At 68.8% G+C, this 17,982-nt stretch carries 10 protein-coding genes; 4 read left to right on the forward strand and 6 right to left on the reverse strand.

Features of this window, described 5'->3' with window-relative positions; genetic code table 11:
- From JOC24_RS31015 to JOC24_RS31040, 6 genes are all read right to left on the reverse strand, one after another.
- Positions 1–1,059, reverse strand: a 1,059-nt coding sequence (locus JOC24_RS31015) for a beta-ketoacyl synthase N-terminal-like domain-containing protein (RefSeq protein WP_205023767.1), incomplete at its 3' end; no start/stop codon positions are given.
- Positions 1,056–5,675: a type I polyketide synthase gene (locus JOC24_RS31020; RefSeq protein ID WP_205023768.1), complete on the reverse strand. Its 4,620-nt coding sequence runs from the start codon at positions 5,673–5,675 to the stop codon at positions 1,056–1,058. The genes JOC24_RS31015 and JOC24_RS31020, both read right to left, overlap by 4 nt.
- The gene (locus tag JOC24_RS31025; RefSeq protein ID WP_205023769.1) at positions 5,668–8,214 is read right to left on the reverse strand and encodes a non-ribosomal peptide synthetase; all 2,547 of its coding nucleotides are present in this window, start codon (positions 8,212–8,214) and stop codon (positions 5,668–5,670) included. Before JOC24_RS31025 ends, JOC24_RS31020 begins: the two co-directional genes overlap by 8 nt.
- 64 nt (positions 8,215–8,278) lie before the next feature.
- Complete coding sequence (locus JOC24_RS31030; protein WP_205023770.1) at positions 8,279–8,842, reverse strand: class I SAM-dependent methyltransferase; 564 nt, start codon at positions 8,840–8,842, stop codon at positions 8,279–8,281.
- 428 nt (positions 8,843–9,270) lie between these two features.
- The gene (locus tag JOC24_RS34090) at positions 9,271–11,262 is read right to left on the reverse strand and encodes a carbamoyltransferase C-terminal domain-containing protein (RefSeq protein WP_205023771.1); all 1,992 of its coding nucleotides are present in this window, start codon (positions 11,260–11,262) and stop codon (positions 9,271–9,273) included.
- A gap of 991 nt (positions 11,263–12,253) precedes the next feature.
- The gene (locus JOC24_RS31040) at positions 12,254–12,505 is read right to left on the reverse strand and encodes an acyl carrier protein (protein ID WP_205023772.1); all 252 of its coding nucleotides are present in this window, start codon (positions 12,503–12,505) and stop codon (positions 12,254–12,256) included.
- A gap of 299 nt (positions 12,506–12,804) precedes the next feature.
- Here JOC24_RS31040 and JOC24_RS31045 point away from each other — a divergent pair, with 299 nt between their 5' ends.
- The 4 genes from JOC24_RS31045 to JOC24_RS31060 all read left to right on the forward strand — a co-directional run bounded on the left by JOC24_RS31045 (position 12,805) and on the right by JOC24_RS31060 (position 17,977).
- Positions 12,805–13,737, forward strand: a complete 933-nt coding sequence (locus JOC24_RS31045) for a TauD/TfdA dioxygenase family protein (RefSeq protein ID WP_205023773.1) — start codon at positions 12,805–12,807, stop codon at positions 13,735–13,737.
- Positions 13,738–14,828: 1,091 nt separating this feature from the next.
- On the forward strand, positions 14,829–16,970 hold the full coding sequence (locus JOC24_RS31050; RefSeq protein WP_205023774.1) for a condensation domain-containing protein: 2,142 nt from the start codon (positions 14,829–14,831) through the stop codon (positions 16,968–16,970).
- A gap of 36 nt (positions 16,971–17,006) precedes the next feature.
- On the forward strand, positions 17,007–17,222 hold the full coding sequence (locus JOC24_RS31055) for an MbtH family protein (RefSeq protein WP_205023775.1): 216 nt from the start codon (positions 17,007–17,009) through the stop codon (positions 17,220–17,222).
- Positions 17,219–17,977 carry a thioesterase II family protein gene (locus JOC24_RS31060; protein WP_205023776.1) on the forward strand — a complete coding sequence of 253 codons (759 nt, stop codon included), beginning with the start codon at positions 17,219–17,221 and terminating at the stop codon, positions 17,975–17,977. The genes JOC24_RS31055 and JOC24_RS31060 overlap by 4 nt, the downstream gene beginning before the upstream one ends.
- The last annotated feature ends 5 nt before the right edge of the window (positions 17,978–17,982 follow it).

Genomic DNA, 17,982 nt, shown 5'->3' on the forward strand with positions numbered 1-17,982 from the left:
GGCGGCGTCGAGGTGGCCGACGTTGCCCTTGAGTGAGCCGAGGGCGCAGGGTCCGGTGTCGCCGAACGCCCGCGACAACGCCTGCACCTCGATCGGGTCACCCAGCGAGGTACCCGTGCCGTGCGCCTCGATGTAGTCGATGTCCGAGGGCGTGAGGCCCGCGTCGGTGAGCGCGGCGGCGACGACCGCGGCCTGGCCCGTCACGCTCGGAGCGGTGAAGCCGACCTTGACCGCGCCGTCGTTGTTGACGGCCGATCCCCTGATCACGGCGTGAATGGTGTCGCCGTCGGTCAGCGCGTCCTCCAGCCGTTTCAGTGCCACCACACCGACGCCGGTGCCGAAGACCGTGCCACGGGCGTCCGCGTCGAACGGGCGGACGTGCCCGTCCGGGGAGACGAAGGACCCCTCCTGGTAGAGGTAGCCGGTTCCCGGGTTCGGGTCGACGTGCACACCCCCGGACAGGGCGAGGTCGCACTCACCGGCGAGCAGGCTGCGGCAGGCCGTGTGCGCTGCCACGAGTGCGGTCGAGCAAGCCGTGCGCAGGGAGACCGCGGGGCCCTTCAGGTCAAGCTTGTACGACACCCGGGAGGCCAGGAACCCGAGTTCGTTCGCCACCAGGATCTGGGTCTGGCCCAGGGTCTCCACGACCTGTCGGTGCGAGTAGACGTGCTGGACGTAGCGGTTGGCGCCCGCGCCGCCGAAGACACCGATGCTGCCGTCGTACTGGCCGGCGTCGTGACCGGAGTGCTCCAGTGCCGCCCACGCCGTCTCCAGGAAGAGCCGGTGCTGCGGGTCCATGATCTCGGCCTCGCGGGCGGTGTAACCGAAGAACTCCGCGTCGAACAGGTCACTCCCTGAGAACTCGGGTGTGGCCTTGACGTAGTCCGGACGGTCGAAGACCTCGGGCGGCACTCCGGCCGCCGTCAGCTCCTCGTCGGTCAGGGCGACGATCGACTCGACACCGTCGCGCAGGTTCGACCAGAACTCGGTCAGGTCCCCGGCACCGGGGAAACGCCCCGCCATCCCGACGATCGCGACACCACCGCCTGCTGTCGTCACTGCGCGGCCCGGAGGTTGTCGATGAGGACACCGAGCGTGCGCACGGTGGGACCCTCGTAGACGATGGTCAGCGGTACGGCCACGGCCAGCTCCTGACGCAGTCGGTGGACGACCTGGAGGCCCAGCAGCGAACTGCCGCCCAGTTCGAAGAAGTTGTCCTGCACGCCTACGCTCTCCACGCCGAGCAACTCCTGCCAGATGTCCGCTACCCGGTGTTCGGTCTCGCCGCTCGGTGCGACGAAGGGGTTCCGCAGGTTGGGGCGCTCGTGCCGCCGGGCCGGAGCCGGTACATCGGCGACCGGGTCGGACCACAGCTCCTGACGCAACGTCAGATCACCCGTGGAGATGACGATCTGTGCCTGGGGGGCTGCATCCAGGATGCCGTCCACCACCAGGCGCCCCTCGGCCGGAGTGAGCGCCAACTCACGTACCGCGGAACCGAGGTCCGAGTCCGCCCGGTCCTCGTGCGAGAAGTACCAGGCCTCCCAGTTGACGCTGGTCCAGGGCAGGGCGGCACTGTGGTGCCGCTGGGCGAAGGCGTCGAGCGCGGCGTTCGCGGCCGCGTACGCACCGAAGCCGAGGCCGCCGAGCAGCGAGGCGATGGAGGAACAGATGACAGCGAAGTCCAACTGCTGGTCGGCCAGGACCTCGTGCAGTACCTGGGTGCCGTAGAGCTTGGGGGCGAAGTGCCACGAGGCCTCCTCCGGTCCCAGTACCGCGACTTCCCGGTGGGCCGCCGTACCGGTCGTACCGGCGCAGTGCAGCACGCCGTCGACCGGCCCGAACTCCCGCAGGACGCGTTCCTTCAACGCGAGCATGGCCGCGAGGTCGGAGACGTCCGTCGCGGTCACCATGACCTCGGAACCGAGCGCCTCGATCTCCTCAACGGCACGGATCGCCGACCGCACGGCCTCCGGGTGCTGCGTATCGGCCCAGCTCGACCGGGGCGGCAGGCCCGCCCGCCCGAGCAGCACCAGGCGCACCTTCGCCCGGTCGGCAAGGGCACGGGCCATCAGCAGGCCGATCTTCCCCAGGCCACCGGTGATCAGGTACACCCCGTCCGTCCGGACCGGCGAGTCACCGCGCGAGGGCGGCGCGCCGGTCACGTACGCGGGCGCCCAGCGGTGTCGTCCGCGCAGCGCGAGCGTGCGTTCGCCGGGCGGGGCGGCGAGGTCGGCCAGCAACTGGTCGACCAGCCCGGGCACGGCCTCCCGGCCGTCGACCCGCAGGTCGAACTGGACGCAGCTGAGCGAGGGGTACTCCTGCGGCAGCACCTTGCACAGGCCCTGGACGGTGGCCTTGGGCGGGCAGAGCGGCTCATCCCCGAGGACGGCGTAGACCTCGGTGGACAGCACGTCCCAGCGCTGCTCCTGTGTCATCAGCTCGGCCTCGGTGGCCTGGACCCAGTGGACCAGGCTGTCGAAGGAGCGGTGCAGCAGGGCCCGCACGTCCTCGGGTGCGTCCGCCCGGTCGGCGTCGTCACCGACGCTCCAGCAGTGCACCACTCGGCCGGGCAGGGTCCCCTCCGCACGCAGCGCTTCGGCGAGCCGCCGGAAGTGGTCCGGCCGGGCGGGGTCGAGGACGTACTCGCGGTCGCTCTTGCGATGCCACTCGGCTCCCTGGACGACCGTGCGCACGGTGGCGCCGAGACCTTCGAGCCGGTCGGCGAGCCTGCGTCCGACACCGGTCTCGTCCGCGAAGACTAGCCAGCGCTGAGCGGCCAGGTCCGTCTCGGCGGGGGGCGGCGCGGCGGCGAGCCGCTGCCAGGAAGGAGCGTAGAACCACTGCGGCAGGGTGCCGCGCCGCTGCTGGGCCGAGCCGCCGCCCGGCTGTGCGGCGCCGGGCTCGAGCCAGTACGTGCGCCGTTCGAAGGGGTAGCCGGGGAGCGGCACCCGCCTGACGCCAGCCGGCACCGGGAAGGGGTGTGCCCGTCCGGCGAGCCAGAGCTGTCCGGCGGCCCGCAGGAGTGCGGCGCGGTCGCTCTGCCCGCGGAAGGCGCCGAGCAGTGACGGGACGACGACCCGGTCGGTGCCGGCCGCGGCGGGGTGCTGGAGGGCTCCGGGGGTCAGGGTGGGCGCGGGGCCGATCTCGACGATCGCGATGTCCGGGACCGACCACAGGGTGCCCAGGCCGTCCGCGAACCGCACACTCTCCCGGACGTGCCGGGCCCAGTACTCGGGACTGGTGGCCTCCTGGTCGGTGATCCAGGTGCCGGTCAGGTTGGAGACGAACGGTACTGCCGGAGCGTTCAGCCTGACCGAACGGACCAGTTCCGCGTAGGGCTCGACGACCGGATCCATCATCGGGGAGTGGAAGGCGAAGCGCGTGGTCAGACGGCGGGTGGCGATGTCGTCGGCCAGCAGTTCCCGGGCCACCCGGTCGATGGCCTCGACGGTGCCGGAGAGCACGCAGGTCTGCGGGCCGTTGACCGCGGCGAGGCAGACGTCCGAGCCGGTGTAACGGGCGATCGCCTCCTCGGACAGCGGCACGGCCAGCATCGCGCCCTCGCCCTGCTCCTCGATCAGCCGTGCGCGCTCCGCGACCAGGCGCAGGGCGTCAGGCAGGGAGAAGACCCCGGCGACGCAGGCAGCGACGTACTCCCCGAGGCTGTGACCGATCATCACCTCGGGCTCGACCCCCCAGGCGGACCAGAGTTCGACCAGCGCGTACTCGAGGGCGAACACCGCGGGGTAGCCCAGGCGTGGCTGGTCGAGCGGGTGCTCGCTGCGCTCCGGCTGGAGCAGCATGCGGCGGAAGTCGAAGGGCTGCTGCCCGGGAGCGGCGTCCTCTGACTCGTCGGCCGTGAGGACGATGTCTCGGATGTCCGTGCCGAGCAGGGGCTCCAACAGCCCCGCACACTTGTCCAGCGCCGCCCTGAACACGGCCTCCTGGGCGTAGAGATCGCGGGCCATGCCGGGAAACTGTGCGCCGAACCCGGTGAACATGAAGGCCACCGGCCGGTGTGCGGCCTCGGGCGCGGTCGCGGTGAGCAGGCGGCCGTCGTCGCGTGCGTCGAGTGCCTCCAGTACCTCCTCGGTGCTCCCGCCGACCAGCGTGCGCCGGTAGGGGAAGGCCCGGCGGCCCTGTTGGAGGGTGAAGGCGACGTCCGCGAGCGCGAGTTCGGGGTGCGCCCTGAGGTGGTCGTGCAGCTGGTCGGTGGCCGCTTCCAGGGCCTCCGGGCTCTTGGCGGAGAGGACCAGCAACTGTTCGGCGCCGTCAGCCGGCCCGGTTCCGCGCGGCAGTTCCGGGGCCTGTTCGAGGATGACGTGGGCGTTTGTGCCACCCAGTCCGAAGGAGCTGACTCCGGCGCGGCGCGGACCATCGCCCTCGGGCCACGGCAGCAGCTCGGTGTTGACGTAGAACGGGCTACCGGCCAGGCCGATCCGCGGGTTGGGCCGCTCGAAGTGCAGGGTGGGCGCCAGCTGACCGTGCTCCACGGACAGCACGGTCTTGATCAGTCCGGCGACTCCGGCGGCGGAGTCGAGGTGTCCGATGTTGGTCTTGGCCGACCCCAGAGCGCAGCTGCGCTCGCCCACACCGGAGAAGGCCGAGGTGAGCGCGGAGAACTCTATCGGATCACCGAGGATGGTGGCAGTCCCGTGCAGCTCGACGTAGCCGATGCTCTCCGCCGGTACGTCCGCGTTCGCCAGCGCGGTGGATATGGCGCGGGCCTGGGTGGCGGCGCTGGGCGCGCTGAATCCGGCCCGTCGGGAACCGTCGTTGTTCAGTGCCGCGCCCTTGATGACCGCGTGGATGTGGTCGTTGTCGGTGATCGCGTCCTTGAGGCGTTTGAGCACGACCATGCCGACGCCGTCGCCGCCCACCGTTCCCTGGGCACGTGCGTCGAAGGTGCGACAGTAGCCGTCCGGCGAGAAGATGCCGTCCGGACGGTAGACGTAACCCTTGCTCCGGGTCCCGTCCACGGCGACACCTCCGGCCAGCGCCGTGTCGCACTGGTACGCCAGCAGGGCCTGGCACGCTTCGACCACGGCCACCAGAGAAGTGGAGCAGGCGGACTGGATGTTGAGGGCGGGGCCCTCCAGACCGAGTTTGTAGGAGACCCGGCTGGCGAGGAAGTCCGGCCGGTTCCCGATCACCGTCTGCTTGTCGCCGAGGATCTGCGCGGCGCCGGGCTGGGAGGCGATGTTGAAGAGCAGATAGGTGTTGTTGCCCGTGCCCGCGTAGACGCCGACCAGGCCGTCGTGGCGCTCGGCGTCGTGCCCGGAGCTCTCCAGCGCGGTCCAGGCACATTCGAGCAGCACCCGGTGCTGCGGGTCCATGAGTTCGGCCTCGCGCGGGGAGTAGCCGAAGAAGGCGGCGTCGAACTTCTCGCTGTCCGCCAGCACGTAGCCCGCGCCCACGAAGTTCGGGTCGGCGCGGGTGGCTGCGTCCACGCCCCGGGTGGCGAGCTCCTCGTCCTCGAAGCGGGTGACGGAGCAGACGCCCGACTTGAGGTTGCTCCAGTACTCCTCGACCGTGCGGGCACCGGGGAAGCGGCCGGCCATGCCGACGATGGCGATGTCGAGACTGTCGTCGAACTCGGAGTACTCATCGACCGGTTCGGAACTCAGCTCGGCATCCAGGGTGGGGCCGAGCTCGGGGGAGTACTCACTCATGGTGACCTCGCTTCGCTTGCAGCTGCTGTTGGCGGCGCTTCAACAGGGCGTTCTGTTGCGCCCCCCTGCTGCGGGTGGTGGCGGGTGCCGCCCCCTGCTTCTGCCGGGAGAGCAGCTCGGCCTGGGCCCGGACGGTGGTGTGCTGGAACAGGTCGAGCAGTTCGATCTCCCGGCTGGTCGCCGCCCGGAGCCGGTGGTGCAGTTCGACCAGGAGCAGGGAGTGCCCGCCGAGGTCGAAGAAGTTCTGTTCGGTGCCGACCGTCTCGGTGCGGAAGACTTCCTTCCACACACTCGCCACCAGCCGCTCCAGCTCGTTCCTCGGCGGCAGCGGTGTGGCGGTTTCGGCAGGCTCCCCGGGCCGGGGCAGCTTGCTGCGGTCGACCTTGCCGTGCCCGGAGAGCGGCAGCTGGTCGAGTGTCACCATCGACTGCGGGATCATGTGCGGCGACAGCCGCGTCCGCAGGTGGCGTTCCAGCCCGGCCGTCGCGAACTCGGGTCCGCGCGGCTCGATGTAGGCGACCACCCGCCGATCGCCGGGGGTGTCCTCGCGGACGACGGCGATGGCGTGGCGTACCTCGGGGTGGCTCTTCAGGGCGGCCTCGATCTCACCCAGCGCGACACGGAAGCCACGCACCTTGATCTGGTCGTCGCGCCGCCCCAGGAAGGCGATCGTCCCGTCGTCCAGGCGGCGGACGATGTCGCCGGTGCGGTAGAGGCGGCCGCCGGGCAGGCCCCCGAGGGTGTCGGGGACGAAGGCAGCAGCGGTGAGGTCGTCCCGGCGGTGGTAGCCACGGCCGAGGTTGTCGCCGCCGATCAGCAGTTCGCCGGCGACGCCGACTGGCGTGGGACGGCCTGCGAGGTCCACCACGTGCGCCTGGGTGCCGGGCAGCGGAACGCCGATGGGCGCGGTCTCCCACTCGGCGTCCGGATGGTCGGCCACGGCGAGGGTCAGTACGCCGACGGTGGTCTCGGTCGGGCCGTAGTGGTTGAAGACCCGGCAGTGCGGCACCAGGCGTTGGAGTGCGCTCAGCCAGCGCCAGTCGGAGGCCTCGCCGCCGATCACGAGCAGGCGGCGCGGCAGGAGTTCGGCGAAGCGCGGGGAGGCCTGGAGGGCCCGGAGGTGGGAGGGCGCGATCTTCAGGCAGTCGACCCCCCAGGTCTGCACCCAGTCGGCCAACCTCCCCGCGTCCAGGGCACTCGCGCGGGATATCAGCTGCACCTCGCCGCCGGTGCACAGCGGTGGGGCGAAGGCCGTGACGCTGGAGTCCACCGTCAGTGGCTGCACCATCGCGAAGCTGAGCGGTCCGTCGATGCCGAGCCGCTGGATGGCGGCGCGGGTGTAGCTGACGAGCTGCCGGTGTTCGATCACCACGCCCTTGGGCTTCCCGGTCGAGCCGGACGTGTAGAGCAGGTACGCGGCATCGGCGCAGGCCGAGCGATCGGAGGTCAGGTTCTCCGTCGGGCTGCCCTCCAGTACGCCCAGGTCCGCGTCGAGTCGGATCACCTGGTGCTCGGTGCCGAGGGGGGCCGTCGCCACCACGAGGCGCACGGCCGCGTCGCTGAGGATGCCGTCCCGCCGCTCGGCGGGGTCGCTCGGATCCACCGGGACGTACGCGCCACCGGCCTTGAGGATGCCGAGCACGGCCACCATGAGCCGCACGTCGCGATCGGCGCAGAGGCCCACGGTCACCTCGGGGCCGACCCCGTGTGCGCGCAGCAGGTGGGCCAACTGGTTTGCCCGGGAGTTGAGTTCCCGGTAACTGAGGGCGGCGCCCTCAGCGCGGACCGCGATCACATCGGGGGTGCGGGCGGCCTGCGCCTCGAAGAGCTGGTGGAAGCCCTGGTCCGCCGGCTCGCCCACGACGCTGTTCAGCGCCGCGAAGGTGCCCTCCTCCTCAGTGGTGAGCAGTGGGAGTTCGTCCACCGGCCTGTCCGGATCGGCCGTCGCGCCTTCGAGCAGTCGGAGCAGGTGGTCCACCGCGCGGCGCGCGGTGGACGGATCGAGGACATCGGTCGCGAACACCAGGTGGCCGGTCAGTCGGCCGTCGAGGTGGGAGAGCTGCAGATCCAGGTCGCACGACGTGTCCCCAGGGGCCACGCGCGGTGCGGATCGGAAGGAGAAGCCCGGCCAAGGGTGCACGGGCGTGGAAGTACGGGCCTCCTCGGCCTCCGTCAGTCGGGAGTCCGCCACCTGGACGAGCTCGCGGAAGCTCCCTCCCACATCGGCTCGGACCGGGGTGGTCACCCCGGCGCCGTTGGACACGCCGACCGCGAGCGCGGACTGCCCGCCGTACCGTTGGAGCAGTGCCAGGTAGAGGGCGAAGGACGCCGCCGGGAGCCCCACGCCACAGGCCTCACACAGCTCCCGCAGCGCGGACGTCGCTGCGGCGGGCACCACGAAGGGCACCGAGTCGGCGCGGAGGTCCCGCGAGGCCGGATGCGGCCGGTCCAGAGGTAGTTCCGGTGTGCCGGGCAGCTCGGCGAGGTGCCCGCCACCTTCCGAACCGGTCACAGGCGTTGCGGGGTGCGGGAGTGTCATGAGGCTGCCTTGAGAAGGTCGAGGGGAGGACACACGTCGTCTGTCCTGCCGGAGGTGGCCACGGTCACGAGGATCGCTTGGTGCAGAAGTAGACCTGATTCCGACGGTTGTCGGCGGGGACATCGATGATCTCGACCGACTCCGACAGCTGGTGCAGCAGCGCCTCGAACGGACCGGGGGCGTAACGGTTGAGCCAGATGTAGCCGTTGGGCGTCTCCCGGCGCAGCAGCGCCTCGGGCTCCCGCGGCACCTGGAACATGCAGATCGCCACCGTGCGGCGAGTGACTCGGAAGAGCTCGCGGACGGCGGTCTCGTAGTAGGGCAGGCTTTCCAGCACGTGGCGGCAGTTCACCACGTCGAACGAGTCGTCGGGGAAGGCGAGGTCGGTGACGCTCATCTGCTGCCACCGCGCCTCGGGGTGGCTTTCGCGGCAGTCCGCGATGGCGGCCTCGCCGATGTCGATGCCGGTGTAGTCGACTTCCAGGCCCGCCCGCAGCAGGTGGCGGTACGTGACTCCGGAGAGCACGCCGCAGTCGAGCAGCTCGAAGGGCACCCCTGAGTGCAGCGCCGCGAGCCGCTCGGTCACGACCGCGTGCGAAGGATGATCGGCTCGTCTGGCCTCACTCATGTAATCCACGTCGGAGGTCCGTGCCCAAAGCGATTCTGTGTTCACTGCTCTGACTCTCCATACTGCTGCGAAGCCGGTTCTGGCGGTACGTTCGTCGGTCGAGCCGGTGAATGGCGGAGGACGGGGCAGCAGGCCGTCCGGCTGGCGGTGCCCGTCCGGAACCCTGGTTGCCCGCCATCGGTGCGCACCGGATGCGGCCCCGAGCCCTGGCGCGTGAAGGTTTGCCTGACCCGCCCGGTCCCGTCGTCGGGGGACCGGCAGGGCCTCCCGAGCCGCCGCGGCGCTTTCCGCCTCGGCCCGGGCCACCTCTTCACACAGCCGCCGCCCGGTCGGCGCATCCGGCTGTCAGGCGACTGCTCCGCACCGGGGTCGGGCCGGGCCGCGTACCGGCCGACCGCGACTTCGCCGTCAGCGTGCCCGCCGAGACTTCAGAAGGCCGCCCCCTCCTGTGACTCGGGATCGAAGACAGCGGTCGGCCCGAACATCCGGGCGTGCTTGTCCGCCGCGAGGGCGAGCGTGCCGCTCTTGTCCCGAGCGGTCGCGACGTCGGCCAGCTGGTTGACCATCGCGGGTTTCGCCAGCTCCTGATCGCGCAGCTCGGGGGAACGGGACATCAGGACCATCGCCGTGGTGCTGTAGCCCAGCTTCGCCCAGGAGTCCCAGATCAAGTCGCGGTCCTGCTCCTGATTCGCGAAGAGCTCCTCGCGGCGAGGGTGCCTGCGTGCGGGGGCCAGGGCCCTGCTGTCGGCGTCGACGCGCAACCGGACCCGGCGGCCGGCGAGGTAGGCGACGGGGATTCCCTTGCGGATGGCGAAGTTCAGGGCTTGTGCCGCCGTGTCGGCCACCGGCTCGCCCTTGTCGTTCAGAGACGTGTTGCACACGATCGGGACCCCCGTGCCCAGCCGGAACGCCTCTATGGCGCGGTAGAGCAGGGGGTTCGTCTCCTGGTTCAACGTCTGACGCCGCGCCGAGTCGTCGAGATGAAGAATCGCTGGAACCAGGTCGCGCTTGGACTCGTGGACGTACGCCGTCTCGAGCATGTAGGGCGATGGCCAGGGATCCTCGAACCACTCGCCGGTGTGTTCCTCCAGAACGATCGGAGCAACGGGACGCCACCACTGTCGGCTCTTGTACTCGTTCAACAGGTCCTTCGACCGAGACGAACGAGGATCGGCGAGGATGCTGCGATGGCCCAACGCTCTTGGGCCGATCTCGGCCGCCCCGTCCGCCCACACCAGTGGCCCATGGCTCAGGTCCTCGACGAACTGGGCGTCGGTGAAGTCCTGGACGTCCTCGACGAAGTCGTCGAAGTGCCGCAACGCGATTTCCACATCGGTCAGCTCGGATCCGTGGTACGGGCCGTTCAGACGGAAATTGCCGTCATGAATCTCGCCCGCGCCGAGGAGGCCGAGGAGGCCGAGCCCGAGCGCTTGACCGGAGTCATTGGCGCAGGGAGGGACGAGAAGCCCCTTGAATCCGTATCGGCGAAGAAGGAAGGAGTTGGTCGGGCAGTTGAGAGCGAACCCCCCGCTCAGAGAAAGGTATGCCTCGCGCGGGTCCACCTCTCCCGAGCTGAGCAGCCGATCGACGTTTCGCACCATGACGAGCTCGCAAGCCGTCTGGACTATCTTCATGACGGCGGACTGCAGGTGCTCCTGCGCGGTGAAGCGGCTGTCCAGTTCCATCGACGGCAGTTGCGATTCAGCCGCACGTATGATGGCTTGAACGAACGGAAGCGTATCGATCAACGGTATGCGTCGGCCACCGAACAGCTGCAGTTCCTGCACCGCTGTGTCGATGTCGTAGGCGATTTCAGTGGTACACGCCGACGCCAGGGCCATCAGAGTACCCGGCTCCTTGCCGAATTCGGCTGAGGCGGCATCATAGATGGGAGCCGGTGACTCGACGGCTGTGAAGTCGACGTCGCCCTTGTCGGACACGCATCCCGCATACCAGTATTTCTTGCCCGTCCGGTCGAGGCCGAAGTCGGGGCGACCGTCCACCGCCAGTCCGATGATGGTCTCACTTCGAAAGACTTCGGAGTCGAGAAGGAGGCCGCTGTAGAGGTGGGAAAGACTGTGCACCGGAAAGTCCTCGGCGCCCGCCGGCAACTTGATTTCCGAGTGATGCGGCAGGCCGGGCGTACCCCACGACGTGTTCACATCGTCCAAGGACAGTCCCTCGGCCGCGAGCAGTTCGGTCAGCACGCGATTGTATCGGTCCACGGTGAAGAGGGGCCAGTAGTGGTGCTTCTGTCCACTGAAGCGCTCGAGTTCCCATATCCTGACCAGCTCGACCCGGGAGTCGCGACTGCGCCACAGTGCAATGTTCTGATCATGGCGCGGTGCGATTACTGACAGACTGTCGGGTGCCGAAATATAGCTCGAGAGGAAGTACTTCGTATCTGGGCGCGCGGTCACGATTTCCCCTTTGACGGTCAGGCAGTGGCTACTGAATTTGGATTCGTGATGTCGGTGTCCCGCCGAGCCGGTCGTTCATGATCAGGCCGGTCCGGGTAAGGCGGCCATCGACCCGGTGCCGGCGGTACTCGCTCTTGGCGAGGGGCGCCGTGGAGGTCTTCGCCGGGTGGTCGTCATCGGCGGTCGCGAGGCGTCGATTCCGTGCGTGACCAGGGCGCACATGACTACGCGCAGATCGAGGCCCAAAGCGTGGGGGAGCAGCTTCGTGGCAAGTCGGACGGGCTCCCCGAGCGGCCGTGGGGCGCTTGGGCCCAGGGCCGGGCCCTCCTTCTTCCACAGCATGATCGCCCCCCCCGTCCCGTTCGTCGGCCCGGCTTCTGCCAGGGCCGACCATGGCGCTCGAGCAGCGCCCAGGCCCCCTCGGCACCTTGCTCACGCCGCTGTCGGCGCCGTCCCCTCCACCACCGTCCACGACGCACTCACCGGCGGCGCCGCAGTGATCTCCCCGTGGCTCCCCCTGCCCACCGCCCACGAAACGTTCCACGGCCCGCAGCCGGATCCGCCCCGCTGTCCTTGCCGGCATCGGCCGCCTGCCGGGCGAACAGCTACGGCATCGCGCTTCCGGACTCAGCGAGCGTCCCTTCTCAGGGCTCGGTGAGCACCTGCGCAGAAGCTCGATCATCGATGGCGCTTAATACCGTTGCTACCTTTGTCAGCCTCACGCAGTCAAGCATGTCGACCGTAGCCACGGCAGGGCCACCGACAGCGGATTCGCCGCGTGGAGCCGTGGTCGAGCGGGAGGCGGAAGCGTTGTCGGCGCCGAATCCGTTCGATCCGCTGCTGCCATCACGCGCCGAAACGGGGGCGTCGATCAGGCACTGTCCCGAAGCGGGCACATTATCCCGAGGCGTCGGCAGGAGGGCATGCGAGGGAAACCGCGGCGGAGCGTCGGCTCCGCGCATTTCCGAGCCCGTTCGCCGTCGGTGCCCGATTACGTCTGAGCGACTCCTCTGCGATCCATTCGCTCTTCGACGAGCTGAATCAGATCACCGACGTTACCCACGGTGAACATGTCGACAACATCCAGATCGACATCAAATTTACTCTGAATTGCCACCATCAAGCGAAGCAGCGATACGGAATCGGCTGTGAGGTCGTCAAAAGTACTGTCAGGTGAGACTTCGAGAGGAGCGAATTCCTCGGAAACCACCGACATCACGTCATCGGACTTTTCGTTCGACATTCCGTTTCCCCGTATCCAGTCTTATGTTCGAGGCCTATCGAGTTAAATGATGCTATTGCGCGGGATGAGTAGTGTCAAGACCTTGGCCTGGATTCGCGGGTGGCCATGGTACGGGCGTGAGGCATGAAAGGCGGTACGTGGGTTGATGTCCGTTTCGTGATCGAAACGTGCTCGACGAGTGAACCCCTTGAATTCCTCGGTAATGCACTGTTTGTCCTGTTCGGAAGGCTGTATTCCGCACGAAGCCTGGGGTAGGCTGCCGCCGATTCATCGCATAGCCACAATACCTGGGGGTACTTGTGTCAGAAATCAGCTTTCGGCCTCTCACACCAATTACCGGTGCGGAGGTGGAAGGTGTCGACCTCGCTGCCGCTCTGAAGCCGGACGTTGTTGCCGACCTGCGCGAGGCCCTGCTCCGCTACAAGGTTCTCGTTTTCCGCGAACAGCCGATGAACGACGCACAGCACGTCGCACTGACCGACGCCCTCGGCGGTGCCACCGCCGCCCATCCCATCGTGAACGGGCTGCGCGAAGAGCCTGCCGTGCTCCGAACCGCACTGTCGGAGGATCGACCGGGGTTGGCCCAGTCCGCGGGCGGCCTCGGTCTCCCCCTGGATGGGACCGCGCCCAGGCGTCTGCGCACCGAGTGGCATATCGACAGCACGTTCGTGGCCAATCCCACCTCCATCACCATCCTTCGCGGCGTGGAGATTCCCCCGACGGGCGGCGACACCCTCTTCGCCAATCTTGAAGCGCTCTACGCCGGCCTGTCGCCTTCCCTCCGGGGGTACCTCGACACCCTGCAGGCCATCCACTCCCGGAACAACCCCGCGCGGACGCCCCGCTTCGACGGCAAGCCGGGAGGCCCCTTCGTCGCTCTCCACCCTCTGGTGCGCGTCCATCCCGAGACCGGGGTGCGGAGTCTGTTCGTCAGCGCCGTCTTCCTGCAGGCGATTCGTGGTCTCAAGCCCCGCGAGAGCACCGCCCTCCTCGATTTCCTCCTCGACGAGCTCGCCGGGCGCGACGAGATCCATGCCCGGGTCCGCTGGGAGCAGGACACCCTGGTCATGTGGGACAACCGCGCCGTGGCCCATGCCGGACCGGTGGACGGTCTCATGTTCGACGAGGAGCGAATCGTCCATCGCACCACGGTCGTCGGCGACCTGCCGAGCGGGCCCGACGGCTTCGTCTCACGCTCCCTGAAGGGTGACTTGTTCGAAGCGCTCGTTTGATCTCCACCGCCGGCCGAAACCATGAGGCAGGTCGACGCTCACCGATCGACCGCCGGGACGGTACGGCGATCGGGGGGCTCGTGGCCCCGGTTCCCGGACGCACGGGTAGCCGACAGGCCGACCGGCCCGAGGTGGGGGCGGCCCACGGCGGGAGTGGCGTGATCACCGGCGACCTCCCGCCCGGTACCCGGCCCGGAGGTCGAGAGGGCTCCTCGCGCGCCGCCGACGGGACCGCCCCTGGTCTGTTGTGCTGTGACGTGCCGTCCGGACGCCGTGCCCGGCGGCGGCGCGCGACATGCTCGCCGTCACGACGGAGTACGGCGCCTGACCGACGCCCGGGGCCATTTTTCGGGACAAGCTTTACGGCCACATCGAGCCGGCCAAGGGGGACTCAATTCCTGCGGTTCTGCCGTCACCTGCGCGTCGCGCCCGGTATCCCAGCCGAATTCGAAGGCCCGTCGATCTGCTCATCCGTGACGTGCGGATCTACTTCGCCGGCCTCTGGGTCACTGGCGACGCGGCACGAACGAGAAGGTGAACAGGCTCCCTCGTCGATACATCCCAGGAGTGCGCATCCACCACCACCGGATAACGGCGGGCTCCGGGTCGCGTATCTCACGCTCGTCAACTGGGCTCGCGGGAAACCTGGTTGCAGAGCGATTGCCGAATCTCATGGCGCACGTCCGCTATCGGTCCAGGAAGTCGATGTCGTGGCGACCGATTGACTCCGGGCGATATACGTCATTCCGCCGCGACCGACTTCTCCGCTCGGCCCCGATCGTGGCCGCGATCGGTAGGGCGGGGTGGCTGACGTCGGCCGTCCGGCCCGTGCGCGCAGCATGGCCCGCGGCAGGGCGGACATGGCCAACTCCCTTGCTGCGGCGACCGCCGGAGCCAGATTTTCGGGGGTTGACAGGGGGGATCTCCCGTAAGAATATGTGTCCCACAGTGGCTGAGCTATGCCGCCCACTTGGTATGCGGAATCGAGGTAGGTGTGTTCCTGCGCAGGGCGGCGCTCTGCCTGTCGAACGCCTGCGGAAGCCCTGTTCATTTCTTCCCGGTGGGACCCGTCGACCTTCACGATGCGTCACATGCGCGAACCTCGACGCCTGCTTGTTCTCTTCTTACTCGGTTCGCTCCCGCAGTGTGTCTGTCGCGAGCTGTTGATCTATGGATTGGTTGGCCAGGTGGAAGAATCCCGTGATGTCGCCGAAGACGTTGAAGAATTCTTCAGTGATGTCGCCGTAATCGACGTGGCGGAACGTTTCCCGGGTGCGCCTGATTCCGATCAATTCTGGAAGTACCTTCGTGACGGCGTGAAGGCGGTAAGTCTCCTCTCTGACGAGGAGCTACGCGCAGCCGGCGTCTGCGAGGAAGAGCTCGCACGGCCGGAGCCCGCCGAACCCGTGACCCGACCGGAGGGGAACCGGGCCGTCGACTCTGCGCGGACCCCGTTCCACGTCCGGCGTGAACCGAACCTTTGGGACGTGCGGGACGCCCTGCGCCGCGCCGGCATCAGGTCTTGCGGCGCCGGGGAGGCCTACGCGCACATAGTCCTGGAGGGTGTCCACGCGTCCGCCGGACCGGCGTCCGCCCGCCCCTCCCGGATCCTCGTTCCCTCGGCGTGCACGCCGAGGGCCTCGAACCGGGTCACCGGCCGCCCGGCCGCGGAGCGGCTGAACCCGGCGACGGTGACGCCGACGACTGGCGAAGCCAGAGCGTCCAGCGCCTCTGACTCCCAGCGCACGACCGAGCGCTTCGACGGCCGGAACGGCCAGAACGGCCAAGGCGGCGAGGGCGGCCAGAACGGCAAAGGCGGCGAGGGCGACCAGGGCGGCCAAGGCCGCGAGGGCGACCAGGGCGGGCAGGACGATCAGCCCTGGTTCGAGCTGTGGAACGTACAGCAGGGTCTGTGGGTCCAGCATCAACTGGGGGAGAGCCGGGCGGACTCGAACCTGCCGCTGTGGCATCACCTCCACGAAACGCTGGACGTCTCGGCCTTCCGCAAGGCCGTGTCCTTCCTGGTCGACCGGCACCAGGCGCTGAGGCTGTCCTTCCAGGACACCGCGGACGGCCCGCGCCAGCGCGTACTGCCCGTTCACGACCTCGACGTGCCGCTCGTCGACCTGACCGGCGCGGCCGACCCCGAGTCCGAGCTGGACCGGATCATCCGGATCGAGAACGCGACCGCCTTCGACGATCTCGGTACACCGCCGGTGCGGGTGAAGATCTACCGGCTTGCGTCCGATCACCACTGCGTCCTCGCGAACCTGCACCACATCATCTCGGACGGCACCAGCATGAGCATCTTCCTGCGCGAGCTGCTGCTCTCCTACCGGTCCTGCGCGGCGGGCGAAGAACCGCAGCTGGCACCGCTCCCGACGGCATTCGACACGTTCGTGCGGGGCCGGCAGCAATGGCTGTCGGGCGCGCAGAGCAAGTCCATGGAGGCGTACTGGCTCGATCAGCTGGCCGCCCCGCTGCCGAGGCTGCGGATCGGCGACTACGACGCACCCGCGGACGACGTGGTGAACGAGACGCTCGAATTCGGTGTCGAGGCCGAGATCACCGAGGGCCTCAGAACACTCGCCAAGGAACTGCACGTCACGCTGCACATCCTGCTGCTCAGCGCGTTCGTGGTCGCACTGCGTGACCTGAGCTGCGACGACGACATCGTCGTGTGCGTCCCGTTCTTCGGCCGCGACACCAAGGACATGGAGGGAATGATCGGCAACTTCGTCAATCCGCTCCCCGTCCGAATGAAGATGACGGGCTCCGACGCCTTCGACGACGTCGTGCGCCGAGCCCGGAGCACGAGCATCGGCTCGTACGCGAACAGCCGCTACCCCTTCACCCGGCTGCTCGAGCAGGTCGAGGCAGAAGCCCGGCCCGGGCGGAACCCGGTCTTCTCGAGTGCCTTCCAGTTCACGCGTTTCCTGCCGCCCGCCAAGCAGACCTCGCAACTCGACCTCTGCCTGTACGGCAAACCGGACGGCGAGCGGCTCAGCATGCGGTTCAACTACAACTCCCGGCGGCTCGCGAAGTCCGAGATCCAGGAGGTCCAGTCGGGCTTCCAGACCGTACTGCGGCAGATTCTCGACGACAGGGCGATCTCGCTGGACTCGCTGTCCGAACCACTGCGACAGGCGCGAAGGACGATGCAGGCCGCGCCGAGGAGCGGCCGCCGGCTGGGGACCCTGCGTGGCTCCCGGCCCACGACGCCGGACGCCTGAACCGGTGCCGGGCCACTTCACCGAAAGGAAGAACCCATGGACGAGCAGCATGACGACGACGAGTACCTCGTGGTGATCAACTCCGAGGAGCAGTACTCCGTCTGGCCGTCCGGCCGCGATCTGCCCGGCGGCTGGCGGGACGCGGGCAAACAGGGTTCGAAGGAGGCATGCCTCGCGCACATCGACGAGGTCTGGACGGACATGCGTCCACTGACCCTGCGCCGGGCGACGGCGGGCAAGACCGGCCGATGAACACGCTCGTCAGGCCACTCGCCAACCGGCCACAGGCGGACACGCGGCTGTTCTGCTTCCCGTACGCCGGGGGCGGCATGTCGGCGTTCCGCGAATGGGGCGCGGCCCTGCCCGACGGAATCGAGCCGTGGGCGATCCAGTTGCCGGGCCGCGAGGACCGCCTCGGGGCAACGCCGCTCGACCGGATGGGTGCTGTGCTCAACGCACTGGTGCCCGCGATCATCCCCTATCTGGACCGTCCGTTCGCCTTCTTCGGGCACAGCATGGGCGGCCTGGTGGCATGGAGCCTCACCTGCTCGCTGCAGCGGATGGAAGCCGGCACACCCACCCGCTTGTTCGTCTCCGGTTGCGCACCGCCCCAGTCCAGGGACGCTGCCGCTCCGCAGTACCACGCGGGACCGGAGGGCGAGCTCGTCGAGAAGCTGCGTTCCTGGCAGGCCACACCGGAGGCGGTGCTGGCGGACCCGGAACTGATGAGCCTGCTGCTCCCGGTCATCCGCGCGGATCTCGCCGTCGTCGAGACCTACCGGTACACCGGCGCACCGCTCCTGAACTGCCCGGTCTCCGCGTTCGGCGGCACCGAGGACGAGGCTGAGGGCAACGAGACGCTCTCGCGCTGGGGCGAGCTGACGGCCGGTGGATTCGACCTGCGGATGTTCAACGGCGACCACTTCTTCCTGCACTCCGCCCGTCCGGCCGTCCTCGCCGAAATCGCCCGCCTGCTGAGCCCGTCGGCGCAGCGAAGCGGCCGCTGAACGGC

Origin of the sequence: Streptomyces sp. HB132 (assembly GCF_016909575.1) — a bacterium.
GTDB lineage: Bacteria > Actinomycetota > Actinomycetes > Streptomycetales > Streptomycetaceae > Streptomyces.